The 26,653-nt window shown below is 39.1% G+C and carries 23 protein-coding genes, 1 tRNA gene and 1 pseudogene; 10 read left to right on the forward strand and 15 right to left on the reverse strand.

What is annotated here, in order from left to right; all coding sequences use genetic code 11:
• Window positions 1-460 precede the first annotated feature (460 nt).
• A complete protein-coding gene (locus CMT41_RS11645) occupies window positions 461-2,194 on the forward strand; it encodes a S41 family peptidase (protein ID WP_058027360.1) in 1,734 nt (577 codons plus the stop codon).
• Window positions 2,191-2,565, forward strand: a complete 375-nt coding sequence (locus CMT41_RS11650) for a hypothetical protein (RefSeq protein WP_057181475.1) — start codon at window positions 2,191-2,193, stop codon at window positions 2,563-2,565. Before CMT41_RS11645 ends, CMT41_RS11650 begins: the two co-directional genes overlap by 4 nt.
• A 159-nt stretch (window positions 2,566-2,724) precedes the next feature.
• Here CMT41_RS11650 and CMT41_RS11655 read toward each other — a convergent pair whose 3' ends face one another.
• Window positions 2,725-3,606 carry a DMT family transporter gene (locus tag CMT41_RS11655; protein WP_057181476.1) on the reverse strand — a complete coding sequence of 294 codons (882 nt, stop codon included), beginning with the start codon at window positions 3,604-3,606 and terminating at the stop codon, window positions 2,725-2,727.
• Between the two features lie 196 nt (window positions 3,607-3,802).
• Complete coding sequence (locus CMT41_RS11660; protein WP_057181477.1) at window positions 3,803-4,513, reverse strand: hypothetical protein; 711 nt, start codon at window positions 4,511-4,513, stop codon at window positions 3,803-3,805.
• Between the two features lie 357 nt (window positions 4,514-4,870).
• Here CMT41_RS11660 and CMT41_RS11665 point away from each other — a divergent pair, with 357 nt between their 5' ends.
• From CMT41_RS11665 to CMT41_RS11680, 4 genes are all read left to right on the forward strand, one after another.
• Complete coding sequence (locus CMT41_RS11665; RefSeq protein ID WP_058027361.1) at window positions 4,871-8,296, forward strand: DEAD/DEAH box helicase; 3,426 nt, start codon at window positions 4,871-4,873, stop codon at window positions 8,294-8,296.
• A gap of 510 nt (window positions 8,297-8,806) precedes the next feature.
• On the forward strand, window positions 8,807-9,904 hold the full coding sequence (locus CMT41_RS11670) for a porin (RefSeq protein ID WP_058028218.1): 1,098 nt from the start codon (window positions 8,807-8,809) through the stop codon (window positions 9,902-9,904).
• A 10-nt stretch (window positions 9,905-9,914) separates the two neighbouring features.
• Window positions 9,915-10,331, forward strand: coding sequence for a hypothetical protein (locus CMT41_RS11675; protein ID WP_058027362.1), 417 nt, complete (start codon window positions 9,915-9,917; stop codon window positions 10,329-10,331).
• Between the two features lie 249 nt (window positions 10,332-10,580).
• Complete coding sequence (locus CMT41_RS11680) at window positions 10,581-10,889, forward strand: methyl-accepting chemotaxis protein (protein ID WP_058027363.1); 309 nt, start codon at window positions 10,581-10,583, stop codon at window positions 10,887-10,889.
• A gap of 336 nt (window positions 10,890-11,225) precedes the next feature.
• On the opposite strand, the gene CMT41_RS11685 is transcribed toward CMT41_RS11680, so the two are convergent.
• Together CMT41_RS11685 and CMT41_RS11690 are read right to left on the reverse strand one after the other, a co-directional pair.
• Window positions 11,226-12,548 (reverse strand): DEAD/DEAH box helicase, encoded by a 1,323-nt coding sequence (locus CMT41_RS11685; protein ID WP_058027364.1) that lies wholly within the window; start codon window positions 12,546-12,548, stop codon window positions 11,226-11,228.
• A 75-nt stretch (window positions 12,549-12,623) separates the two neighbouring features.
• On the reverse strand, window positions 12,624-13,451 hold the full coding sequence (locus tag CMT41_RS11690) for a phytanoyl-CoA dioxygenase family protein (RefSeq protein ID WP_058027365.1): 828 nt from the start codon (window positions 13,449-13,451) through the stop codon (window positions 12,624-12,626).
• Window positions 13,452-14,166: 715 nt separating this feature from the next.
• Here CMT41_RS11690 and CMT41_RS11695 point away from each other — a divergent pair.
• The 3 genes and pseudogenes from CMT41_RS11695 (at window position 14,167) to CMT41_RS11705 (ending at window position 16,518) form a co-directional block, all read left to right on the forward strand.
• Window positions 14,167-14,349, forward strand: coding sequence for a hypothetical protein (locus CMT41_RS11695; RefSeq protein ID WP_057181483.1), 183 nt, complete (start codon window positions 14,167-14,169; stop codon window positions 14,347-14,349).
• Between the two features lie 107 nt (window positions 14,350-14,456).
• Window positions 14,457-15,473, forward strand: a complete 1,017-nt coding sequence (locus tag CMT41_RS11700; protein ID WP_058027366.1) for a Fic family protein — start codon at window positions 14,457-14,459, stop codon at window positions 15,471-15,473.
• A 162-nt stretch (window positions 15,474-15,635) separates the two neighbouring features.
• A pseudogene (locus tag CMT41_RS11705) lies at window positions 15,636-16,518 on the forward strand (IS1595 family transposase).
• Window positions 16,519-16,968: 450 nt separating this feature from the next.
• Here CMT41_RS11705 and CMT41_RS11710 read toward each other — a convergent pair.
• The 7 genes from CMT41_RS11710 to rlmE form a co-directional block, all read right to left on the reverse strand.
• A tRNA-Leu gene (locus CMT41_RS11710) sits at window positions 16,969-17,053 on the reverse strand.
• Between the two features lie 56 nt (window positions 17,054-17,109).
• Window positions 17,110-17,514: a preprotein translocase subunit SecG gene (gene secG / locus CMT41_RS11715; protein WP_057181485.1), complete on the reverse strand. Its 405-nt coding sequence runs from the start codon at window positions 17,512-17,514 to the stop codon at window positions 17,110-17,112.
• 2 nt (window positions 17,515-17,516) lie between these two features.
• On the reverse strand, window positions 17,517-18,287 hold the full coding sequence (gene tpiA / locus CMT41_RS11720) for a triose-phosphate isomerase (protein ID WP_057181486.1): 771 nt from the start codon (window positions 18,285-18,287) through the stop codon (window positions 17,517-17,519).
• A gap of 319 nt (window positions 18,288-18,606) precedes the next feature.
• Window positions 18,607-19,944, reverse strand: a complete 1,338-nt coding sequence (gene glmM, locus CMT41_RS11725; RefSeq protein WP_057181487.1) for a phosphoglucosamine mutase — start codon at window positions 19,942-19,944, stop codon at window positions 18,607-18,609.
• 97 nt (window positions 19,945-20,041) lie between these two features.
• Window positions 20,042-20,887 (reverse strand): dihydropteroate synthase, encoded by an 846-nt coding sequence (gene folP, locus CMT41_RS11730; RefSeq protein WP_058028219.1) that lies wholly within the window; start codon window positions 20,885-20,887, stop codon window positions 20,042-20,044.
• Window positions 20,888-20,993: 106 nt separating this feature from the next.
• A complete protein-coding gene (gene ftsH, locus CMT41_RS11735) occupies window positions 20,994-22,985 on the reverse strand; it encodes an ATP-dependent zinc metalloprotease FtsH (protein WP_058027367.1) in 1,992 nt (663 codons plus the stop codon).
• Between the two features lie 280 nt (window positions 22,986-23,265).
• Window positions 23,266-23,895, reverse strand: a complete 630-nt coding sequence (rlmE, locus tag CMT41_RS11740; protein WP_058027368.1) for a 23S rRNA (uridine(2552)-2'-O)-methyltransferase RlmE — start codon at window positions 23,893-23,895, stop codon at window positions 23,266-23,268.
• A 310-nt stretch (window positions 23,896-24,205) separates the two neighbouring features.
• Here rlmE and yhbY point away from each other — a divergent pair, with 310 nt between their 5' ends.
• Window positions 24,206-24,502 carry a ribosome assembly RNA-binding protein YhbY gene (gene yhbY / locus CMT41_RS11745; RefSeq protein WP_057181491.1) on the forward strand — a complete coding sequence of 99 codons (297 nt, stop codon included), beginning with the start codon at window positions 24,206-24,208 and terminating at the stop codon, window positions 24,500-24,502.
• Between the two features lie 92 nt (window positions 24,503-24,594).
• Here yhbY and CMT41_RS11750 read toward each other — a convergent pair whose 3' ends face one another.
• The 4 genes from CMT41_RS11750 to greA all read right to left on the reverse strand — a co-directional run bounded on the left by CMT41_RS11750 (window position 24,595) and on the right by greA (window position 26,597).
• Window positions 24,595-24,807, reverse strand: coding sequence for a hypothetical protein (locus CMT41_RS11750; protein ID WP_057181492.1), 213 nt, complete (start codon window positions 24,805-24,807; stop codon window positions 24,595-24,597).
• A 24-nt stretch (window positions 24,808-24,831) separates the two neighbouring features.
• Window positions 24,832-25,518: an SPFH domain-containing protein gene (locus tag CMT41_RS11755; RefSeq protein ID WP_232299949.1), complete on the reverse strand. Its 687-nt coding sequence runs from the start codon at window positions 25,516-25,518 to the stop codon at window positions 24,832-24,834.
• Window positions 25,519-25,761: 243 nt separating this feature from the next.
• Window positions 25,762-25,911 carry a hypothetical protein gene (locus CMT41_RS19180; RefSeq protein WP_232299950.1) on the reverse strand — a complete coding sequence of 50 codons (150 nt, stop codon included), beginning with the start codon at window positions 25,909-25,911 and terminating at the stop codon, window positions 25,762-25,764.
• Window positions 25,912-26,120: 209 nt separating this feature from the next.
• Entirely contained in the window at window positions 26,121-26,597 is a 477-nt protein-coding gene (gene greA / locus CMT41_RS11760; RefSeq protein ID WP_057181494.1) for a transcription elongation factor GreA, read from the reverse strand.
• Window positions 26,598-26,653: the final 56 nt, after the last annotated feature.

A 26,653-nucleotide genomic window follows, 5' to 3' on the forward strand; every position in this document is an offset into this window, starting at 1 on the left:
GACAAAGAAAAGCATAGAAGAAGTATAGGGTGAGTATTACCGTTACGCTAAGCAGGCTTGTTATTTGTTTAATAAGTTTAATGGCTATTAGACAATGGATTTCCGATCAGTAACCTCGGAAATGACGAGGGGGTAACTTCGGAAATGATGAGGACGTAACTCCGGAAATGACTGCGACGGGTATGACTAGGATGGGAATAAGTGGCTGACAAGTTGGGGTGAAATCGTGGACATCAATACTTTAACAACAAAACTAGAGCCAATGTTTGCAGATGTATTATTAGAGCCGACTAAACTGCCTTATGGTGCTTTGTAAAATATTATAGATAATTGTAAAATAATTGTTAATTATTTAAATGTAATTTAAGATACGATGATTTTTTTCTTTGGCTTAAGTTATAGGACATGACTTTATCCAAAGACGACTGAAATGGATTCATATAAAAAGGAAATAGTGTAGATGACAGTTGTTATTGACAAAAGTGAACAAAGTACCCTAAGTGAAAAAAGTAAAAAACCGCTATTATTGTTAACCATAGCACTGCCGTTAGTTATGCTCACTGCTTGTGGTGGTGGCTCTGGCGGAACAACTAAGGTTACTGAAGTGCCCGTGACTAAAACAGTCACTGAGCCTACTTGGCAGCAAGATCAATTTCAACCGTCAAGTAACTTTGTTGCGCAATGTAAGGATCCCCGCAGTGGCAGCAGCCCTATTACTCATATCACTTATCCAGATAGACCAGGCAGTGAGCTACTGGAAAAACAGTGGCAACGTGCCTTTACTAATGAGACTTACCTTTGGTACAAAGAAGTTATTGATAAAGATCCAAAAAACTTTAATTTAATCGATTATTTCGACCAACTTAAAACAACAGCGGTAACAGATTCTGGCGCTCCGAAAGATAAGTTTCATTGGATGGAACCGACCAGTGGTGTAGAAGAGAGCACACAATTAGGCGTCAGCTATGGTTACGGTATTGACTATGATAGACAAAGCAGTATTGCTCCACCGAGAAGTTGGCAGGTAAAATATGTCACGCCGAATACGCAAGCAATGATTGCGGGGGTTTCTCGTGGTTCGAAGCTGCTGGAAATTGATGGTGTAGATTTTGTTAATACCACAGTGCAAAGTGACATTGATATTATTAATGATGCCATATTTAGTCGCAACGAAGGCGAAAGTCATACCTTTAAGTTTATTGATCTTAATAATGAAGAATATCAAGTAACGTTGCAAACTGCCGCCATTACAGCAGTACCGTTACAGTTAGCTAAAACAATAGCTACTCCACAAGGAAAAGTCGGTTATTTGTTGTTGAATTCTTTTAATAACGCCAAGGTAGAAAAAGATCTCTTTGATCAATTTACACTTTTTTCGGAAAATCAAATTACTGATTTAGTAGTTGATTTACGTTATAACGGTGGTGGTTTTTTAGCGCTGTCGTCACAACTTGCTTATATGGTTGCCGGTAAAGATGTTACTGAGGGTAAGCTATACGAAAAAATTGTTTACAACGATAAAATAGCCAGTACCGAGACGCCGTTTCTTGATGTGACCATTGATTTAAGACGTTTAATTGGTGGTGACTCAATTATTCAAGCAGATCAACCACTGCCAACCTTAGATTTAGCTCGGGTTTATGTGCTTACCACTGGCTCTTCCTGCTCAGCGAGTGAATCATTTATCAATTCATTAATTGGTGTAGGCATAGAAGTTATTCAAATTGGTGAAACAACCTGCGGAAAACCATACGGATTTTTTAGTCAAGATAATTGTGGATCTACGTATTTCACGGTGCAGTTTAAAGGAGAAAACGATGCAGGTTTTGGTGATTATACTGATGGTTTAGTACCCGCTAAGTTGCCTGAAGCAGGTAAGCTCTATCAAGTACAAGGTTGTCCTATTGAGGAGGATTATTTGCACTCCTTGGGTGATGAACAAGAAATATTACTCGCTAGTGCGCTTTATTATCAAACACATAATACTTGTCCTGTGATGGTCGAACAAGCTGTTAAGTTAAGCGGTAAATTGATTAGTAGTTTTAGTTCGCCGAAATCAGTGTTATCTCAACCAAGCAATTCGGTTGAATATTTTGGCGCTAAGCTTAATACTCGCACGCCACTACAAGATGCTATTATTGATGATATTTATTTTGATAAATTCCGCCATGTCAGAGCAGGTAAAACGCAATGATCATTAAACATCTTACTTTGGTCGCCCTGTCTTTAAGTCTTCTGTCAGCTTGTGCTCTGCAGGCTCATGAATCAGTTGCGGCATTACTGCCTAATAACAGTAGTGAAGCCCGCGCTGAAATTGTTGCTGTCGTTAGCAATGCTTTGGCGGGAAAAAAGGTACCAATAGCGCAGGATGTCTTTCAGCAATCGAGCCGATTATTATTGACGACTCCGCCGGTGACCTCACCTAAAGGTGTAAAAGTTTATCGTAAGGAAATAACACCTGCTTTAGTGTTTGAATTAAGAAAAAAAGCCGATACTTGTTTGCTTAAACGACTTGATACAGGTCAAGAATGGCCATTAAAGACAAGGTCTTGCTTTAAACGATAACGTTTAATAGCAGCATTTACATAGAGAGAAAAAGGTCGATGATTTCGACCTTTTTTAATTGTTCGGGTGAAATCGAGGACAAGCACACTTTCTCTGGCCAATTTAAGTTAAAGCCTTATCGCTTTATAGCTTTGTCGCTTTATTTATGGCTTCAGCTATTTATTCACTAGCTTTAGACGCTTTTCTGCGCTTTTCTAACCATTGGTTCAGTAATAACGACAGTACAATGAGTGAGCCACCAAAGACTAGTCGAGCAATATCTGCATCACGATTCCAAATCACTAAATTAACGATAATGCCAGCAGGTATCAGCAAGTTATTCATAATAGCCAGTGCACCGACATTAACCAAGGTAGCGCCTTTGTTCCAAGCAAAAAAACCCACACCTGAGGCGATAATGCCTAAATACACTAATATGCCCCATTGCAACTCAGTGGTCGGTAGTTTATTGGCATCACCAAACATTAAATAACAAATGGCCGCCACACAAAATGCACCAATAAAAAACCAGGCAAATATTGATTTTTGATTGATAGACTGTTGTAGCTGCTGATCAGCCATTAAGCGTTTATAACAGACCTGCCCGGTAGCAAAACATAAATTAGCCGCTTGTACTAAGACCAAACCAATAATAAAGTTAGCATCTATGGTGTTAAAACGAATGGCAATAGCACCCGAGGTTGCCAGTAATGCGGTTAACATAAAATTGAGGTGAAATTTTCGCTCAAACGCATCATTTAATAAGGTGATATAAATAGGGGTCATCACGGTAAATAATAAAACTTCAGGCACAGACAAATACAAGAAAGACTGATAATAAAAAACGTACATTAAGCCTAATTGAATTGCCCCTATGGCCATTAATTTAACGGCGGTTTGCCAGCTGATTTCATTTAATCGTAAAAAGGGTAAAAATAGCAACATAGCCAAACCAATACGCATTAATACCGAGAACCAAGCATCAACCTGCCCCGCTAAATACTCGCCAATTAAACTAAATGAAAAAGCCCACAAGAGGGTAACCGAAATAAGATATGACATTAAAACCTAACTAGATGATTTTTTTTACCATTGTAAACAACAATCAATCTCAAACGTAGTTATTTATGAAATCGTGGGGGCGTAACCACGGGGATGACGGGAATAAAAATATGGGGATAAATACTGTGGTTGCGGATATGACGGCGACTATGATGCGAGAGCGATAGAGTTTTATCGCTTTAGCTACTGGCCCCTCTTATCGTTTATTCATTTTTTTATATTCACATAAGCTAACAACATTATTGGCTAAAGGTTTTGTTTGCTCAGACACTTTTTTGCTTGTTTGCTCGCGAGTTTGTTGGTTAAGCTTTTGCACATAAGCCAATAGCCGCTCTACCGGTATAAACTTTTCTTTGCCTTTGGTATTTTTATTGGTGGTGCGTTTAGTTTTAGTATTCAAGTAAATAACTAAATCTAATGCTAGTTGTGGCGGCAATTGCTCTAAGTGACGGTCTCGCAAGGTGTCAGTAACCATCAACCTTGCATTGGTGATATTGCCACTAATGCTTAAGTCGGTGTTTCTCACCCAACTTACCTGAAAATCAATACCGCCAAGGTCTGATAATAGGTAGGCAATGTCACTATGAGCTATTATTTGATAGCTCTCTAACGTTTCGGCCAATACCCGTTGCCATTCCATCAGTAACCGCTGTGTTAATTCGGCTAAGGTTAACCGAGCATTAATCGGAATAAATAAACTAAAGCGGCTATGAGCTTCTGTGGCGATTATGGTTTTTTCCAACGATTTATACTGGTTATCAATAATATGTACTTGCCAGCTAAACTGCTGTTCATCACTTATTAGGGTGTTAACACCCGCTTGTTTACCTAACTCGGTCGGTAAACGGGCTAAGTCGGCCTTAAGCCATTTGTTTAACGCATTCGTTGCAGCAAATTGAAGTTTCATCACTTGACTTGACTCTATTATTAGGTTGGTTAACTTTTATCTATCTCTTTACTAGTCTGTTTATTTCACTTCATCAAACACTAATGTGTTAACTATGTCTAGTTTAATGGTATTAATTGCAATCAAATAGGGTAATCGGCCAGAAGTTACCAACAAAATATCGCTGCCCACCTTATGAAAAATAAGCGGTTATGGTATTATTTGGCTAGAATAATACCTAACACGCTATTTGCGTTATCCCCTGAGCTAACCTTGGGGGTATGATATTTATCATCTTGTTGAGAGCAGTAAACTGTATAAACTATTTTAGCTACTCAACCTATGCAACCTATTTGAATGCTTACTAATTAAAAACTTATGGCCAAAAATACTTTCACTCCGGCATTACTTGAACAACACTTTACCAAAAATGAATGGAAAAAAGGCGCGAGAATTTATCAAGCTGATGGTATTAAAACCTGTGCCCTTGATGAAGACATAATTCGCGGTGTCGTTTTTAGTGAGCGATCTAAACAATCGAGTTATTTAACCCGTTTAGTGTTAAATATTAAGCATGATGGTATTGCCAGTTATTGTGATTGTTATGTCGGCCGTGACTGTAAACATGGTGCCGCCTTGGCGCAGTGTTTTATTCATGAACATTTTGATAGAAATAGTATTGCCACCTCGGACAGAGTCATTGATAAATGGCTTAGCCACTTTCAAGCTCAGCCCAGTAGATACCAACCAAATCCGCAGAAAAAATCGTTATTGTACTTTTTAACACCCAACAGTTATAACGATGACGATTATTTTAATTTGGTGATAAAATCAACACGCGCCAAAAAAAGTGGCGGCTGGAGTAGTTCTCTGGGCAGTGAATATTCTACCAGTACCTTAATTAATAGTGCCTATGCGACTAACGAGGATGTGGCGGTAGTTACCGAGCTTATACGTACTAACCAATTTGGCGATAACGTTAAGTATTTTGATTTATTTGCACAGATTATAAAAACAAATCGCTGTTTTTGGCATACACACTTCGACTTAGACCAAGCCATTACCTTAAGTGAGCCCATAGAAGCAGAGTGGCAGTGGTTAGCACTGGGTAACAATTTACATACTTTACAGCTGGTATTGAATGAGCCCTCCAGCAGTATTCAAATTATTAAAGCACAACCGCTTTGTTTTTATGATGAAGATAAAAATTGCTTCGGTAAGATTAATACCAATACTCGATGTGATTTTGAAGCTGACTTACTCAATTCACCCATTTTTGAAGAAGATAAATTACCCTGGGTAATAAATAAGCTGTCGATGTCGTTAGGTGATGCGGTGCAACGCTTGCCTAAACCCAAAACTCAGTTCTCACAAGACTTAAGCAAACCCGAGGTGCATTTATACTTTTCTACGCCGCTAGAAAAAAAACCTCAAACGGGTAATGTGAAGGTTAATTTTTCTTATCAAGGCAATTTAGTTAATCCGCATAATGAGAGTGCGACGATTACCGTAGCAAGGCTAACGGATAGTGATAGTGATAGTGATAGCGAGGGTGAAAACGAGAGTTCAAGCGAGATAAAGATTTATCGCGATTTAGCCTTTGAGCAAACGGTTATTAACAAATTAACCACCTTAAAATTTAGCCTTGAGCCTATCCCTAAACGTTACGCCTTTATTAATGCCGAGTATTTAAATAAAGACGCTTCACTTACCGATAAAACGCCTAAATATTCCATGATATTGCAAGGCCGCTATGCTTGGCATCAGTTTTTAGATCAAGAAATACCCTTACTTAAAGACCTAGGCTGGCATATTAGCTTTGCCGATGCTTTTTATTATAAATCACTGGCCACCGATAGCATATTTGATGCCGAAGTGATTGAAACTGATGATCATGATTTTTTCTCATTAGGGTTAAACTTAACCATTGATGGTAAAAAAATGCCAGCGTTTCCTATTTTGCTGGGCGCTATTGAACAATTACCACGTTCGGTACTTTTTGGTCCAGAAAATGTTGATGTTGATGATGATAGTGAACAAGGTGCTAGCGCAGAGGGTGCTGACAAAAAAACAGCGCTTATTGCGCCCGATACCCCTATTTATGTTGATCTAGACAATGGTGATTTTGTTGCCTTGCGTTATAAAAGTGTCCAACCCATTTTAAAACAGTTTATTGAACTGTTTATGCCTAATGCGTTAAATAAAGATGGCACCATGAAGCTATCGCGCTTTCAAGGTCATCAAACCTTATCGATGTTAGATGACCAAGGCATGATAGCCACAGGTACAAGTAAGTTAAGAGCGCTGGCAACTAAACTGAAGAACTTTCAACAAGTCACCACAGTGCCTGTGCCGAAAGGTTTAAACGCGACCTTAAGAACGTATCAGCATCAAGGTCTTAACTGGTTACAATTTTTGCGTGAGTATCAATTAAACGGTATTTTGGCTGATGACATGGGTTTAGGTAAAACCATTCAAACCTTAGCGCACTTATTAATTGAAAAACAACAAGGCCGACTGACAAAACCGGTTTTAATTGTTGCGCCCACCAGTGTTATTTTTAACTGGGCCAATGAAATTGACAAATTTACCCCACAACTTTCTTATCAAGTATTACACGGTAGTAAACGTCATCAGCACTTCGGCTGCCTGAAGAGAAGTGAAGGTGATGCAAACGACGAAAATAAGGTTGATCTAATTATTACCAGTTATGCCTTGATCACCAAAGATTTAGATCTTTATTGTCGGCAAAAATTTTATTACCTTATTCTTGATGAAGCCCACTATATAAAAAATCCAAAAACCAAATTATACCAAGCGTTTATGTCACTTAAGGCACAGCATAAATTGTGCTTAACCGGCACGCCGATGGAGAATCATTTAGGCGAATTCTGGGCGCAATTTAATTTTTTACTGCCCGGATTTTTAGGCGGACAAAGGCAATTTACCAAACTGTTTAGAACGCCGATAGAAAAACATGGTGAGCTAGAACGTAAGCAGATATTAAATCAGCGTATTAAACCGTTTATTTTACGTAGAACCAAAGACAAAATAGCCACTGAGCTACCGTCGAAAACGATAATAATTCAAACCCTGCGTATTGAAGGTAAACAAGCTGAGCTGTATGAGTCAGTGCGTTTAGCCATGGATAGTCGTTTAAAAGATATTATTGCTGAAAAAGGTTTAAAGCGTAGTCAGATAGAAGTGTTGGATGCGTTATTAAAGTTACGACAGGTCTGTAATCACCCTAAGCTATTATCACTTAAAGGTGCTAAAAAAATAAACAAATCCGCTAAGCTTGATTACTTAATGGAAACCCTGCCGGAGCAAATTGATGAAGGCCGCAGAATATTAATCTTTTCACAGTTTACCAGCATGCTGGCTTTAATTGAGATTGAGCTGGTGGCTGCGAATATTGGTTTTGTTAAATTAACCGGCGCTACCACTAAGCGCCAAGAAGTGGTTGATAAGTTTCAACGCGGTGACGTGCCGGTATTTTTAATTAGCTTGCGCGCTGGTGGTGTCGGTTTGAACTTAACGGCAGCCGACACCGTTATTCATTTTGACCCTTGGTGGAATCCTGCGGTAGAAAACCAAGCGACAGATAGAGCTTATCGTATTGGCCAAGACAAACCTGTTTTTGTGTACAAATATATTATTGAAAATTCAATAGAAGAAAAGATTCTAAAAATACAGCAAAATAAAGCCGACCTAGCCAATGCCTTGTTATCTGAAGAAGTGAGTGATACCAAACTGAGTTTAACGGATGATATTTTAGACTCGCTGTTGGCACCGTTAAGTTAGTGCCTTGTCAAAGAACAACATAACTGCCCCCTGGTTTGTACTGACAAAAAGGTCAATGACCCAGAATGAAAAATATTAACTATCGTTAAAAATAAAGGTGTAATATCGCCTGCTTCGCGATTCTAAACAAAAAAATTTTCACCTGCTAAGTGTCAGCAAGCGTACTTTTCTGAATTACAGACTGTCGAGTTAAATCGGAAAAGTACCTTAGTTCTACCTTGTTTCATTGAAAAATCAAAACTGCACTAGGGTACATTCTGACCGAGTCTTTGCCTACATCAAAAAAATAAAACAATAAAAGTCCCTTTTCTGACAAACACTATACTTTCATACATTTCCTTGATTTTATTAACCTTCTCAACTTAACTAATAAGGTCAAATAAAACTTCCCCCCCTTTAGTTGCAGCACAGATATCGTGAAATCATCGATTGATAATAACTCCATTACCAGCGTGATTATATAGGATTATGAAGCTAACTTTAGTCATTAAAATATTAAGAGAGAATGCCATGAAATTGATTTCATTTATCAAATTAGCAGCAGCTACTTCATGCTTGATAAGTATGTTAAGTCAGGCTGAAATTAATTTGTCTGGTTTTGCCAGTATTAATGCTGGCAAAGTTTTAAGTGGTACGGGTGTAGAACATTATGGTGTGCCACCAACCTTTCTAGCTGACTATCCCATTGTCTCGGCTTATAGTGAAGAGTGGGATATGGCCCCTGAAAGTTTATTTGGTTTACAGATAACTGCCGATCTTAACGATGGGTTGACTGCCATAGCTCAACTTGTTGGCCGGGGTATTGATGATTACTCACCTAAATTTGAATGGGCTTACCTTTCTTATGACATAAATGAAAATTGGACCGTTCAAGCCGGACGAAAGCGCTTACCACTTTTTTATTATTCTGATTTTTATGATATTGGTTACGCTTATGTGTGGATGCGTGCTCCGGCTGATAACTATACCTGGCAAATATTTAACTATAACGGTATTAATTTGATGTATAACACCGATTTGGGTGATTGGTCGCTGGCAACTAATCTCTATGCAGGTAAAGAAGAGGATAAAGAAAATAAACTGTTAGGGGATTTCTTTTTTGGTGATACCACCAAAGAAATATGGAAGGACATGATGGGTGGTGTAATAAATCTCAGCAAAGATTGGTTTGAAACACGTTTTACTTATATGCAATACACTAACGAACGCTTTATTGGTGGTGAGGAGGTAATGTGGGGCGGTAAAAACAGTCGAGAGGGTAAGTTCTTTGGAGCCGCTTTTAATGTTGACTTTGATAATTGGTTTATCTTAAGTGAAATTAATCGTTTAGATTTGGAATTTGATGGCAACTTAGATACTAACATGCTGACTTTTGGCTATAGAATCAACGAATTTACTCCTTTCATTGTTTATTCAAGCATGAAGCAAAAAGGTGATGGTGTTGTTGATGGTGAAAACCATAACACCACCTCAGTCGGACTTCGTTGGGATTTCCATGATTCGGCTGCGTTTAAAGTTCAATACGATGATGTAAAAGACAACTCCCATGATTTTGCCGTAGCGGGTGACAGCAAATCACTTTCTTTTGGCGTAGATCTGGTTTTTTAAGGAGATTGAGATGAATGCTTTTAATAAAATGTTAGTCCTCACCATGTTGGTGTTAAGCCAAATTGCATTTGCTGAGGTTGCCGTTATTGTCAATTCAGCAAATAACAATGATATTGATGTAAAATTGGTTAAAAAAATATACCTAGGTAAAACAAAAGCGTTTTCTAATGGTGCCAAAGTAAAAGTATATACCTTGCCTAGTAACCAAGACGATACTGAATACTTTCGAAAAAAAGCGTTGAATAAATCCAATAGCCAATTTAAGTCTTATTGGTCTAAGCTTTCCTTTACCGGCAAAGGAACACCGGCAACCGAACTTGATACTGCTGCAGAGATTATTACTGCAATAAAAAAGGACCCTAAAGCCATTGGTTTTATTAACAGTAGTGACGTTAACGATGAAGTTAAAGTTGTTATCAATTACTAACGAGCAACTTTATAGAAGCCAACCACTAAGGTTGTTTTAACCTTAAAGAGGTAATTGATATTGTTCCACCACTGACTCGATGTGCTGAGCAGTTAACCAATAAAGTACGGCAGATAAATGAAAATGTGCAACAGCAAGCCGATGTTGCCGAAATAACGAAACAGTCGATGATTAAAATGCAATATATGCTAAGTCTGCGGCCGAAGCCGCATCAGCTGCAGATGAAGGTGAGTCTGCAGCTGATGCGGCATGAAAAATGTACAGAAATCTTCGTCGGTTTCTACGGCGCTAGCTCAAGAGATTAATAATGCATCGAATGTTATTGCTCAGTTAGCAAAAGATTCGCAAAACATGAACCAAATTCTTGATGTGATTAATGGCATTGCTGAGCAAACCAACTTACTTGCTTTAAACGCGGCAATAGAAGCAGCAAGAGCTGGTGAGCAAGGCCGAGGTTTTGCTGTCGTTGCTGATGAAGTGCGCAGTCTCGCCTCTCGAACGGCCTTATCAACCACCGAAATAAGAGAGTTATTAGATCTGCAGCAGAAAAGTCGGTAACGACGATGGAGTTAGCAAGCAAGTGTTGCAAAAATTATTGTTGATAATATAGAACAAATGCACGGTAGCTTTGGTGTAACACAGAGCTCAATTGAAGAGATTGGACAAGTTGCTCTAATGCTTGATAATCACTCAGCGCAATTACAAGAAACAACATCAAAGTTCAAAGTCTAACGGTAACTATATTCATAATGCTAGTATTTAGGTGACAAGCGTCTGTTCCAACCGCGATTAAATCCGCTAAACCCCAAGAATGTATAGTGTATATTCACTCCACTATACATCATCAATTGACTATCAACTATGACAAATAAAGGCTACAGGATTAGCGACTACTTACTCTGGTTTAGAATATCCAGCCCAGATATCGGCATTCACTGACGCTTTCTTTTTACGCTTTTTCTTGCCAGTGCCTTCAGGTGCTGCCATCGGTTTAATTGCCTCTAAAAGCTCTGCAGTGATCTCTTCATCAACTTCAAAACCTGCTACTTGTTCACGTTCAAGGCGAATCTTGTTCTTCTTTTCGATGACTTTAAAATGATGATAATCTTCATAATCAATAAGCGATATTGCTAAGCCTACTTCACCAGCACGACCACTTCGGCCAATTCGATGCATGTAGTCGGCTGGACTTCTGGGTAAGTTAAAATTGATGACCACAGGTAGTTTTTCAATGTCTAGACCACGGGCAGCAATATCCGTGGCAATTAACACCTCAATATCGCCGGCTTTAAACCCTTCAAGCACACGAGTTCGTTCGGCCTGACCTTTATCACCATGAAAGACTTCGGCGCTAATACCACGCTTAGCGAGCTTTTCAGCTAGGTGCTCACAATGGTTTCTGGCATTAACAAAAACCAGCGTTTGTCGCCATTTATGTTGCTTGATTAAATGCTCTAACAGAGCTGTTTTTTCGCCTTTATTGACGGTGAAAACGCGCTGTACTAAGGTGCTAGCATCGGCACTTTGTAATTGTATTTCAACGGGGTTGTTGAGTAATTCTTTGGTTAAGGTCTGTACTTGCTCAGGAAAGGTTGCTGAAAAGAGTAAGGTTTGTTTTTTCTTTGGCAATAATGCTAACAGCGCCGCTAACTCTTCAGTAAAGCCTAGGCTTAACATTCTGTCGGCTTCATCAAGCACTAAGGTTGCAACCCTGTCGAGCTTAATGGCATTAGATGAAATCAAGTCGAGTAATCGACCTGGGGTTGCCACCAAAATATCGGTACCGCCGCGTAATGCCAGCATTTGTGTATTCGCAGATACACCACCAAAAACAGCAAGTGTTTTGATCTCGCCGTTAAAGTGCACCGCGTAAGATTTAATGCTGTCAGCCACTTGCTTGGCCAATTCACGGGTAGGCACCAAAATCAGTCCAGATACATAGTTACCTTTGCGGCCTTTACTAGCCGACGGTTTTACCCCATGTAGCTGTTGCAACATGGGCAAGGCAAAGGCGGCTGTTTTGCCCGAGCCGGTATTTGCCCCACCAATTAAATCACGTCCCGCTAAGATACTTGGGATAGCCTGCGCTTGAATAGGCGTTGGCTGCTTATATTCCAGCTCAGTCAATCGAGCTAATAAGGGTGGAATAAGGCCAAGTTCTTTAAAATTGCTTGGTGTTGTGGCTGTAGTATTGGCAGCGTTTTTGGCAGAGGTCATTAATATAGAGGCTCAAAGCTAAGGTAATAGCCCTTATTTTAGCGTATTTATGCCTGGTTAAGTTAGTGAATTCGCTCAGGCCTGCGACTTTAACTCGAGTGTATTGATAAATAACCTTGGGTACTCAATTTTATCAAGCATTGAACTATCCGGCAAACAATCGTCATCGACATAGTCAGCAAAATCACCGGTCGTATCAAACACTAAAATATCTAACGCTAACCGGTCCATGCCATATAAACCACGGTGGATCATATCTGCCGAAAAAACTAACAAGTCGCCCGCGGCTAACTTAATTTGCTTACCGGTAGACAGGCTTTCGTTACTCAACCTGCCCTGCTCTTCTTGGCGGACATTAAACTCTTCTTCACTATCCCAGCGCTTATGTGTACCTGGGACTAGCTCCATACCAAGTTCATCAAATAAAGGCACCCGCAGATGTAATACCTGGGTCTCATGAATAACAATTTTTTGCACGTCAACGTCATGGTCATATTGACAGTCTCGGTGCCAGAAATCTTTTAGCTCTGGGTTAATGGGGTTGAAAAATAATTGTGTATTCATAAAAGCGGCCTTATCGGTTATAACCGAATCGACCACAGCCATCATTTTTTTTGAGCTGATAAAATTAAAAAGCTTTACTCTATCATCGGTCCCTAAGTACTGACTGCCGGTAATTAAAGAAGAATTAAAGGCGATTTCTTTATAGAATTCTGCGTTGTCTTGTTGCCATAACTGGTGAAATTTTAACACTACTTCTCTCAATGCTGCAATTTCCGCAGCATTAAAATAAGCTCTAATGACGAAGTAACCCTGTTCTTGGTAATCACTATTTAATTGGCTTGAATTTAACTGACTGCTTTTTGCTGCGCTATTATTTACTTGGCTTGGATTATCTACCATTTACACCTATTACCTTCATGTTAACTTTCACTTTCTTATACCAATTTCACTAAATTATTGCCCACTTGCGCGGGTTAAAATAGTATTATATAAAAAAAAACAGGAAAAAAAACAATTTTTACTCACTATCAATAATGAGCAAGTAAACGCAAATAGGCCGATATATTACATATCGGCCTTTTAACTATTAATTTAAATCTAGTGGTGCGATGGGGGGGACTTGAACCCCCACGTCCTAAGTCACCAGCCCTTCAAGAATGTTCACCTAAACCCAATAAACAACATAAATATAACAACTTACACGTTAATTCTTGTTCTGTTCGTTTAAAGATAGTTGCAGTACCAGTCATTTGAGAACAATAGCTTACAACTAAATTTGCAACCAAGAAAGTCAATAACTTTTCTCACCATTAAATTATTTTCATTTGTTTATTTTATGAAGTCGCACCCTTTAGAATAAAAACCCTAAGGCATTTCGCCCCTTAACGAGATAGTCATCACAGCCACTATTACCACTAACCAGTTCGTTTGCAAGGTCAGCTTTCTTATCCCAAAAATTATTTATTACTGGTTAATAAAAATACAATTAAATAATCAGATAGGATGTTATTTATCAGAGTTTGACTGAAATCAGTTAGAACAGTATTTTCACTAATTGGTACGTGGAAAATGGTATAATCTGTTAAATTATTCAACACAATAGCGAACAATAATAATGAGAATAAAATTAACCCAAGACCTAGTATGTGGTAATGAAACTTGTTTAACTGGTGAGGAGTATGAAGCAGTATTAATATTACCTCGTTCAACAACTGTAGAGTTTGTTGCTGATTCAGGTAAAAAAATCAGAGCATTTAACTATGAATACGTGACTGTTTCCTCGGCAACTGACACCTAACCAAATTATTTAGATTCAAAGGACTGTAGTTGCTACAGTAATTATAACTAAACACTCTAGTGCTAGTGTTGTTTTATAATCAAATATGAAAGCCAAGGAAGCATCTAATGTCATACCAACCACCATTTCAAATCACTAATGACATTTTAAATATTGTTGCTGATATTAGCCGGTTACTTGGGCATTGGTCAGCAAATGATAAAAATCTGCTTTCTCCTGTGCTTAGACGCGGTAATCGAATTAAAACTATTCAAGCTTCGCTCGCAATAGAAAATAACACTTTATCTATAGAGCAAGTTACTGCTGTGATATCAGGTAAAAAAGTATTAGGTTTACCTCATGAAATTCAAGAAGTGAGGAATGCCTTTAAAACTTATGAAAACCTTACTTCGTGGCAGGCAACAAATTCGAGTGATTTATTATCAGCACATCAATCACTTATGTATGGCTTAGTTGATGATGCTGGCAAATACCGTGATGCAGTCGTTGGCGTTTATCGAGAAAAACAGTTAATCCACATGGCACCACCAGCCAATAGAGTTTCGTTATTGATAGATGATTTACTTAACTGGTTGAAAAATACGGATTGTCATCCCTTGATTGCAAGTTGTATTTTTCATTATGAATTTGAATTCATCCATCCATTCTCAGATGGTAATGGCAGAATGGGTCGATTATGGCAAACATTATACCTTAGCCAATGGCAACCAATATTTGCATACCTGCCAGTAGAAACTGTCATTAAAGATCAACAAAATGAATATTACCGAGCGTTGTCAGCTTCAGATAAAGCAAGCGATTCAACCGCATTTATATTTTTTATGCTCAAAGCATTACATTCAGCAATGATTGAAGTTACCTCAGATCAAAGCGATCAAGTAACAGTACAAGTAAGCGATCAAGTAAAATCTCTATTGAGTTGGCTCAATAATAAAGAACCGCAAAAACTTGCAATTATAATGGAAGCGTTAGCGTTAAAGCATCGACCTACATTTAAGAATAACTATATCGCACCGGCTCTAGAAGCTGGATTAATAGCAATGACAGAACCTGATTCACCAAGAAGTCCAAGGCAAAAATATTATATAACCAAGGTTGGTAACAATCTATTTCATTCACTTTAGCTAACTTTATAAATTATTAGATAACGAGTGTTTTAGAATATATACCCTAACTCGTTTTCGCCCCCAAAGCGTGATAGTAGACTTAAATTTACATGCCTATGCAGATAACTCAGCATTGAACTCTACTGTATATATAAACACACTGTATAGGTAGACATAATCATGAACATGCCAGAAGCAAGCTTTTTAGTTTGGCAAAAACAGTTTAGTACTGAAGATGATTGCTTAAAATATTTACAAGAAATGAAATGACCAAATGGCTTTATTTGCCCGAGTTGCGGCAATGATCATAACTATAAAATTGCCAGTCGCCACTTATACTAATGCACGCAATGTAAAAAGCAAACATCAGTCACCGCAGGAACACTTTTTCATGGTAGTAAAATCAGCTTAATCCAGTGGTTTTGGGCTATCTATTTTCTTGGCTCTGATAAGGGCAGCAGATCAGCACTGAGACTAAGTAAATTAATAGAAGTTAATTGGCGAACTGCGAGACTGATTTTAAAGAAACGTCGAAGAGCTATGGGTCACAGAGATAGTTTGTATCAATTGAGTGGCACAATAGAGCTAGATGATGCACTTGTTGGTGGTAGACAAAAAGGCAAACGAAGACGTGGTGCAGCAGGAAAAAAGAATGTATTAATCGCCGGTGAAAGCAAAGAGAAAAAGGAGGATTTATCGCCATGGAAGCGGTCGATAGTATTTGCCATTTTAGCGTTAATAAGTTTGTTAAAAGCATTTAAAATCAGGTCAAAAAGTTCGGTCTGATGCATTACCTGCTCTGAATATAATTGACCAAACACAAAACTATGAAGCAAGGGTAACACCAAGCAATTTGGTTGATGAATGGCTACCGTGGATACATATCGCCATCGGCGATTTAAAAACATTTTTGTTGGGTACATTTCATGGTGTATCGGGTAAATACCTACAAGAATACCAAAATGAGTTCTGTTATCGGTTCAACCGTCGATTTATTGAAAAACAGATCCCTAACCGATTGTTAAATTTGGCGATAGTTCATGTGCGTGTAAAATCGTCCTGAGCCAAGTGCATAGGCATGTAAATTTATGTCCGCTGTATGATCGGGAAGTTGACGTTTGAGATTTTGACGGGTCTTATTCTGCTAAGCGCACAAAGTTATCATTTATAAAAATACAAACAGCTAACTTAGCCCCCCTTCAGAACACTCTTAACTACGTTTATTAGATACTTTCCCTAATATCATGCTAGATTGCATTATTCAACTAAAGCGCATAAATCTGATGGTTTGGTGGATATTTGAAAGATCGAGCAATCCAGGGTCATCTCAGATTAAAGATATAAATTTCACCTGATTTCAATACAAACATAAGATCAATATCAGGAAAAATTCTGCCGAGATTGGCAATCCTATCAGGAATAATTAGCAACCAATTACATACCAATTAGCAACCAAACAAAAAAAGACTTAACGCGTAATGCATTAAGCCTTGGATATCATATATAAATCTAGTGGTGCGGTTGGGGGGACTTGAACCCCCACGACCTAAATCACCAGCCCCTCAAGCTGGCGCGTCTACCAATTCCGCCACAACCGCGCAATACTAGATTTTTAAAATTTTTACTTTTAACTAAGTTGAGGTTTAGCTATAAGTTAATCTGGGACGTTGCTATTTTCTTCTTTCCCAGCAGTATCGTCAGATGCAGGCACATCATTATTTTGTGCAGCAGGAAAAGCATCAGCTTCAAGGCTTTCACCCGGAATGGCATCAATAGCTTGCTCAGTTGGAACGCTTAGGTTATTCCACTCATCAACCGCTTTATTTTTATTAGCCGTTATGTTACCTAAGATTAAACTGATAGCGAAGAACGCAACGGCTAGATAAGTTGTCGACTTCGTTAGGAAGTTACCAGAGCCACCTGAACCAAAAACAGTGGCAGAAGAGCCAGCACCAAAAGATGCGCCCATGTCTGCGCCTTTACCTTGTTGAATTAATACTAATCCAATAAGAGCTAAAGCAATAAGTACGTAAACGATAATTAATACTTGATACAACATTTCTATTTTCCTTTCGCTGCGGAACAAATAATTTTAAATTGTTCTGCTTTTAAACTAGCACCACCAATAAGACCACCGTCTATATCCGCTTGTGCAAATAATTCTTCACAGTTAGCTGCATTAACGCTGCCACCGTAGAGTAAAGGTATTTTAGCCGCCACTTGCTCGTTTTGCTGAGCTAAAAATTGACGAATAAACTGATGTGTTTCTTGTGCCATGGCACTTGATGCTGTTTTACCTGTTCCTATGGCCCAAACTGGCTCATACGCAATAACAACATCATTAAATTTCTCTATACCAATTTCATCGATAACTGGCTGAAGCTGTGCTGATAACACAGTTTCTGTTGCTCCGCTTGCTCGTTCTGTTTCGCTTTCACCAATACATAAGATGGGTGTTAAGCCGGCATTTAATGCCGCATGAACTTTTTTTGCAACCTGGGTAGACGTTTCTTTATAAATACTTCTACGCTCAGAGTGACCAACTATTACATAGCTAATCGCTAAGTTTTGCAACATAGCAGTGGATATTTCACCGGTGTAAGCACCACTTTCATGTTCACTAACATTTTGCGAGCCAACATGGATTGCTTCATTTAAGTTAGCTGCTTTTATTTTCTGAGCAAGCTCAGATAAATAGGGGAAGCTAGGACAGATAACTACATCAACGTGTGAAGAAAGTTTAATATCTGCTAACCCTGAAACCATAGTATCAACTAGGGCTGAGTCACCGTTCATTTTCCAATTTGCGGCTACAATTGCTTGTCTAGTCATTTATACCTCTTAGCCTAGGTTATTATCTTATCACTCCAATAACGTTCAAATGAAGTGCTTGCTAAAATGAAGCCGCGAGATAGTAACTAACCTGCGCAAAAGATACAAGTATTTAACACAATATCTTTTACTGGTTGCAGGTTTTTTATACTCATTTACCCATATGCACAGAAATCACTCATTTCTCTATGCACAATGGTATAACACGCTTTTAGCATAATAGTGTTTGAAATCACCCTTTACTCTCGCAACGCTAGCTTTAGAGCTGATTTAGTCGAGCTTTATCCGCCTGTTGAGAGTAAACGTTTATTAGCAATAACTATTTAACCAGTTTGACAAAATCGGCAATTTTATTGGCTAATAAGGTTACTTCATCCATATCAGGACCTTCAACCATAACGCGAATTAAGGGTTCAGTACCTGATTTACGCAAGAGCACCCGACCACGACCCGTTAGTGTTTCATTGACTTCATCTACCGCAGCAAGCACTTTGGCATCTTCTAATGGGTTGTTTTCACCAGCAAAGCGCACGTTAACCAGCAATTGTGGCAACATGGTAATACCTTGGCGTAATTCATGTAGCGATTTTTTCTGTTTCATTATCGCGGTAAGTACATTCAGCGCAGCAATAATTCCATCACCGGTAGAGGTATGATTAAGGTTGATAATATGGCCTGAGTTTTCCGCGCCAAGTTGCCAGCCTTTCTCTTTTAACATTGCCATGACATAACGATCACCAACCTTACTGCGGGCAAATTCGATATCTAATTCTTTTAAGGCTAATTCTAAGCCCATGTTGCTCATTAAGGTGCCAACAACACCACCGCCTTTACGACCCGTTTTTATATCATTACAGGCGATGATATAAATAATCACATCACCATCAAGAACATAACCGGTATGATCAACCATCATCAAACGGTCGCCATCACCATCAAGGGCAATACCGAGGTCAGCTTTATGCTCAACTACCGCTTTGCTAATGGCCGCCATTGATGTTGCACCACAACCATCATTAATATTAGTGCCATTAGGCGCTGTGCCTATTTCGATAACTGTAGCGCCTAATTCACGAAATACATTGGGCGCTATGTGATAGGTTGCGCCGTGAGCACAATCAACCACTATGGTTAAACCTTGCAATGACATTCGCGTTGGAAAATTACTTTTACAAAATTCAATGTAACGCCCTGCCGCATCATTAATGCGGGTAGCTTTACCTAACTTAGCTGATTCAACACAGCCCATGGGTTTATCAAGCTCTGCTTCAATGGCTAATTCAATATCATCAGGCAATTTTTCGCCTGATTGTGAAAAGAATTTAATGCCATTATCATAAAAAGGGTTATGCGAGGCACTAATAACAATGCCAGCTTCGGCTCTAAATGTTTTGGTTAAATAAGCAATAGCAGGCGTTGGCATAGGACCAAGCAAACCGATATCGACACCGGCAGCAGAAAAGCCAGCTTCGAGGGCTGATTCCAGCATATATCCCGAAATACGGGTATCTTTACCAATTAAAACTTTTTTCGTTCCTTGCGCCGCTAAAACCTTGCCGGCGGCGTAACCTAATTTCATCACAAATTCAGGCGTTATTGGGGCTTTGCCAACTAAACCACGAATACCATCGGTGCCAAAATATTTACGATCAGACATAGTTCTTCCTTATATATTTCACTCTATAGCAGCATCGTTTCGCTGCTAAGTTTGTTAGTTTTGCTAACATAAATTATGTTTATACTGACAGTAGCACTTACTGGTATTTCACTGTCATGGCTAATACTTTTAGGGCATCTACTGTTTCTTTAACATCATGCACCCGAATAATACTCGCATTTTGCTGTGCGGCTATTATAGCGGTAGTTAAACTACCTGCAAGACGTTCATCAACATTACGCGCTAATAAATCACCTATCATTGATTTCCTCGAGGTGCCTGAGAGCAAAGGTAGGCCTAAGTCATTAAATTTGTGCAGTTGTGCCAGTAACTGATAGTTTTGCTCTAGGGTTTTACCAAAGCCAAAGCCGGGGTCTAAAATCAACCGTTCACGCTTAATACCCGCCTGCTCACAGACGCTGATACGGTCGATAAAAAACTGTTTGATATCACCAATAACATCGTTATAGTGCGGATTTTTTTGCATTGAGCGCGGCAAACCCTGCATATGCATTAAACACACTGGCACATCACTTGCTGCCAATACCGCTAAACAGCCGTCGTTTTGCAATGCCCGCACATCATTAATAATATCAGCGCCATGAGTGATTGCTTGTGCCATCACTGCGGCTTTACTGGTATCGATTGATACCTTGATAGTAAACGTTGCTTTAATCGCTTTAAGTAAGGGGATAACACGTTTTAACTCATCCGCGGCACTGACCTCAACTGCGCCTGGGCGGGTTGATTCACCGCCAATATCGATAATATCGACGCCATCAGCAATCATTTGTGCAACATGTGCTAAGGCTTTATCAAAGCTGGCAAACTTACCACCATCTGAGAATGAATCAGGGGTAACATTTAATATGCCCATCACTTGTGGCCGGGAAATTTCTTGCTGCTGAGGCATTTGTTTGGCTAAAAATTGTTCTGCTGTCATAGGGTTTAAATCATTTTTTGTATCTATAGCTGCTACGGATATATACATATGAAAAAGCCTCGGTATTTAAAGTAAATATCGAGGCTTTGTTAATTATTATGCAGTGCTAACTCGCGGCAGTATCATCACTTGCTTTGCTAGTATCCGCTTTAACTGGGCTAGCTTTTTCATCATCTTTAACTTGCTCTGGTTCGTCACTACTTGCTTCTTGCTCAGTAGTAGAATCACCATTGCTTTTATTTGATTTTGAATCAGAGCTATCTTTATCATCCCAACCTGCTGGTGGGCGGACGGTAGTTCTCGCCATCAAATCATCAATTTGTAAAGCATCAATAGTTTCATACTTCATCAAACAATCTTTCATGGCATGAAGAATATCAATGTTCTCTTTCATTAATTCTTCCGCACGTTGATAGTTACGATTAATCACCGCTTTAATTTCTTCATCAATTAATTTAGCGGTTTCTTCTGACAAATGGAACGATTTGGACGAAGAACCACCTAAGAAAATTTCACCTTCTTCTTGAGCAAACAACATTGGCCCTAACTTTTCAGATAAGCCCCATTGTGTCACCATTTTACGGGCAATGTCCGTCGCACGTTCGATATCATTTGATGCACCAGTAGACACTTTATCACTACCGTAAATCAATTGTTCCGCAATACGACCACCGTACAATGAAGAAATATTACTTTCTAAGTGCTGTTTAGAATGACTAAACCTGTCTTGCTCTGGTAAGTACATAGTCACACCAAGAGCACGGCCACGAGGAATAATACTCACCTTATAAACTGGGTCATGATCAGGTACTAAACGACCAATTAAGGCATGTCCGGCTTCATGGTAGGCGGTCATTTCTTTTTCTGACTCACTTATCACCATAGACTTACGTTCTGAGCCCATCATGATTTTGTCTTTGGCTGCATCAAATTCTTTCATACCAACAACACGGAGTGCTTTACGTGCAGCACCTAAAGCGGCTTCATTGACAAGGTTGGCCAAATCCGCACCCGAGAAACCAGGGGTACCGCGGGCGATTACTGAGGCTTTTACATCATCATTTAACGGCACTTTACGCATATGTACTTTAAGAATTTGTGCACGACCACGAATATCAGGTAAACCAACCGTTACTTGACGGTCAAAACGACCTGGACGAAGTAATGCTGGGTCCAATACGTCTGGACGGTTAGTCGCGGCAATAACAATAACGCCTTCGTTACCTTCAAAGCCATCCATTTCAACTAGCATTTGGTTTAATGTTTGTTCACGTTCATCATGACCACCACCTATACCAGAACCACGTTTTCTACCTACTGCATCAATTTCATCAATAAAGATAATACATGGAGCGGCTTTTTTGGCCTGTTCGAACATGTCACGGACACGAGAGGCACCAACACCAACAAACATTTCAACAAAATCAGAGCCGGAAATAGTAAAGAATGGGACTTTAGCTTCACCGGCAATGGCTTTTGCCAGTAAGGTTTTACCCGTACCCGGCTGACCAACTAATAAGATACCAGAAGGAATACGGCCACCTAATTTTTGGAAACGCTCAGGCTCTCTTAAGTACTCAACCAACTCTTCAACTTCTGCTTTCGCTTCATCACAACCAGCAACATCAGCGAAAGTGGTTTTGATTTGCTCTTCACTTAATTGACGCGCTTTAGATTTACCAAATGACATAGCGCCTTTGCCACCGCCACCTTGCATTTGACGCATAAAGAAAATCCACACTCCAATAAGTAGGATCATGGGGAACCAAGAAACAAAAATAGTCGTTAGGAAACTTGTTTCTTCAGGTAATTTACCTTGGGCACGTACACCTTGTTTAACTAAGTCATTAATTAAATCACGGTCATAGCCACCTGGTATAACGGTTATATACTCTTCACCGCTACGTTTTTCACCAGTAATTACGCCATTTCGGTCAACATTCGCATCACGAATTTGTCCTTGACGTACATCCTGAATAAATCGGGTGTAATCCATTTGTTGCTCTTCTGTGGTACTCGGAGAAAAACTCTGAAATACACTCATCAAAACAACTGCAATAACTAACCATAAAATTAGATTTTTCGCCATATCGCTCAACTTAATGACCTCTTGTGGTATTTAATATATTTATTAAAATAAAACTATACTAGTTTATTGTGCCTAATTTACTACAATTCAAGCCTTGTCGCTATTTACTTTAGTAGTAGGTAACAACTAGTTACATTAAACAGATAAAACATTTAATTTTCTAAAGGCTAGCTTAAAGCCTAATCGGTAAAAATGAAGGGCTTAGCCTGAGTAATAACACTCAAGATGTTCTTCTCCCTTATATTACACCCTACGGCAATAAATAGCCTGCTAACCTTATATCAGCGCGTTAGCCCTTGTAACCCGTGCCAACAAGGTACACTTCCCTTGAACGTGCTCGTGATGAATGCGGTTTACGGGCTTTAACCGTTTTAAAAACTGCCCGTATCGCTTTCATGTAATCTTCAAAACCTGCACCTTGGAAGACTTTCACCACGAAGGCACCATTGGTTTTTAATACCTGACTACACATATCTAACGCCAATTCGACTAAGTACATGCTACGAGCAGAATCAGCACTTTCATTACCGGTCATATTAGCGGCCATGTCAGACATAACCACATCAATATTCTTGCCATTGATACGTGCTAATAAGGTTTCAAGAACATCTTCTTCTCTAAAGTCACCTTCAAGAAAATCAACACCGGCGATGGCATCCATAGGCAAAATATCACAGGCAATAACCTGGCCTTTAGCACCAACCGCCTTGACTGCATATTCTGACCAGCTACCTGGAGCCGCACCCAAGTCAACTACTTTCATACCGGGTTTAATCAATCTATCTTTGATATTGATTTCTTCCAATTTAAAAACTGCCCGTGAGCGTAAGCCTAAACGTTGCGCCTTTTTTACATATTCATCATCAAAGTGCTCATCTAACCAACGTTGACTGCTCGCTTTGTGTTTTTTATTTGCCATGTTTTTCTTGCTTCCAATACATTTAAACGCGTTAAGTTATATCACTATGAGTATTATATCATTCTGATAAGGCCGCTGCATGGATACAGGCTATTTAAAAATAACGAGGGTATAGCAAGTGTCTCATTCAATATATCTTGAGCTATTATCCCGACCCTATCCGGCTAACTAAACATTCACTTCAAGCAATGCCTTGCCTTTAAGCCTTTTAATTCTTCCTCCGTAGGAAATAACTTAATAGACTTGGTATTACTCAGTAGATAAGGGTAAAATGGCGATAATTCAAGGCAACAGATAACGAAATTTAGTAATGAGCTTAAACAAAAAACAAATCCAACACCTTAGAGGGGTAGCACACTCTTTAAAACCAGTAGTTTTATTGGGTAATAATGGCTTAACAGAAGCGGTTGTCGCTGAAATAGATTATGCACTTAATCACCATGAATTGATTAAAGTAAAAATCCCGACCGAGGATAAAGAAAATAAGGCCTTAATCGTCGATGCTATTTGTCGTGAAACAAACTCGACTCAAGTCCAAGTGATCGGTAAGACCCTAGTTATTTATCGCCAGAGTGATGAGCAAAAAATTAGAATCCCTAAAATTTAATTTTCTCTTACTCAGCAATAGATACATAAAAAATGACAGCAATTGCTGTCATTTTTATTTATAGCAAGTAACTTAGCTTGCTTTAGATAATTTTATTTTGACTCACCTCCCCCCTCATCAAGGCTATTTTCAAGAGAGGTTACCACTTTCTGAATGAGTTTTACTCGACCGGAATCAACCAAAGCTTTTCTTAATACATATTCAATTTGAGCATTAACACTGCGCAACTCATCATCCGACCAACGTTGCATTGCCGCCAAAACCTCTGGATTAATCCTAAGTGGGAAGCTTTTTTTAGCGACCATTATCTTTCCTATTTTCCCTAAGGTTTAATACAAACTACCCGTATTCACCACTGGCTGCGTGCTTTTATCACTACATAAGACCACCAGTAAATTACTGACCATAGCCGCTTTTCGCTCTTCATCGAGCTCTACTATTTTCTTTTCTGATAATTGTGTCAGCGCCATCTCAACCATGCCTACAGCACCATCAACGATCAAACGTCTAGCGGCAATAATTGCCGAGGCTTGTTGTCTTTGTAACATGGCATTGGCAATTTCTGGGGCATAGGCTAAATGGGTTATACGGGCTTCATGAACCTTAACACCCGCTTTACCTAAGCGCTGCTGTATCTCTATTTTTAAGGCTGCTGAAACTTCTTGTGGATGGCTACGTAGGGCAACGTCATCACCTTCGTGTTGCTCATAAGGATAACTCGTCGCCATATTACGCAGTGCTGATTCACTTTGAATATTTACAAAGCTGATGTAATCATCCACTTCAAATACCGCTTCAGCGGTATCATCTACCGACCAAACCACCACGGTGGCTATTTCAATCGGGTTACCCTGACTATCATTAACCTTCATTTGTTTTGATTCGAAGTTACGTATGCGTAAGGAGATATTTACCCGTTTAAAGAGAGGTATTGTCCAACGTAAACCATTGGTTTTAACCGAGCCCACATAACTACCAAAAAAAGTCATCACTTTCGCTTGATTTGGTTGCACCATAAAAAAACCTGGGCTTGCTGCCACCATAAGTAACCTGAACTCTGGATAAGCAGCACTTACTCAATATTCCCCTTTATCCGATTCTCAGCGTTAACACGTCGATAAATAACCCGTTATTCATAAACGTTTTGCCTTGATAATCGAATAAATTGAAACATTGATAGTGTATATTGCTACTTAATCTTGTATATTTTGTTCTTAATAACCGTAAGTCGTTGTTTTTACTTATACATCAAGCACTCATTATCCAGAGTTCAGGTTAAGTATAAAGACGACTACGGTCAGCATTTCTATATTACCTGCTGCGGCTTGGCTAACAATAAAAGCTGCTGCTGCTAATAAAACAACAAAAACGCCATAACCACTGATCGAAAAACCTATTTTCTCGTTCATACAAACTCCTGTTGATATGTAAAAGTGATATCATTTTGATATCAAAAAGACTACACCGACATTAAAAGATTTGCAAGGTGATTTATCAATAATCAAATAACGCTGACAAAAAAGCCGCAAACATTACGTTTACGGCTTTTTATTTCAATCACTATGACAGCAGCACTGCGACAATAGTAATTTGTCATTGTATTTAGCAGAGCGTGTTGCTAGATATATTCAACCGCAATAATTTCATACTCTACTACGCCACCAGGAATAGTAATTTCAATTTCACTATCCACTTCTTTGCCAATTAAACCACGAGCAATCGGTGAGTTTAATGAAATACGGCCAGTTTTAAAGTCAGCCTCATCATCACCAACAATTTGGTAAGTCACTTCAACTTCCGTCTCAATATTCAATAAGGTCACTGTCGTACCAAAAACAACCTTGCCATGGTTAGGTATTGACGTTACATCAATAACTTGGGCATTACATAATCGACCTTCAATATCTTGTATACGACCTTCACAAAAACCCTGCTCTTCTTTAGCTGCATGGTATTCTGCATTTTCTTTTAAGTCGCCATGTGCACGGGCAGTAGCAATGTCTTTTACAATACGTGGGCGTTTTTCTGTTTTTAAAATTTTAAGCTCTGTTTGTAATTGCTCAGCACCACGAAGGGTCATTGGATATTTAATCATTATTATCTTCTCATTCTAATAATAAAGGTGGTTAACCCATAAATAGGGGATAACCA

The organism is Colwellia sp. MT41 (assembly GCF_001444365.1).
GTDB lineage: Bacteria > Pseudomonadota > Gammaproteobacteria > Enterobacterales > Alteromonadaceae > Colwellia > Colwellia marinimaniae.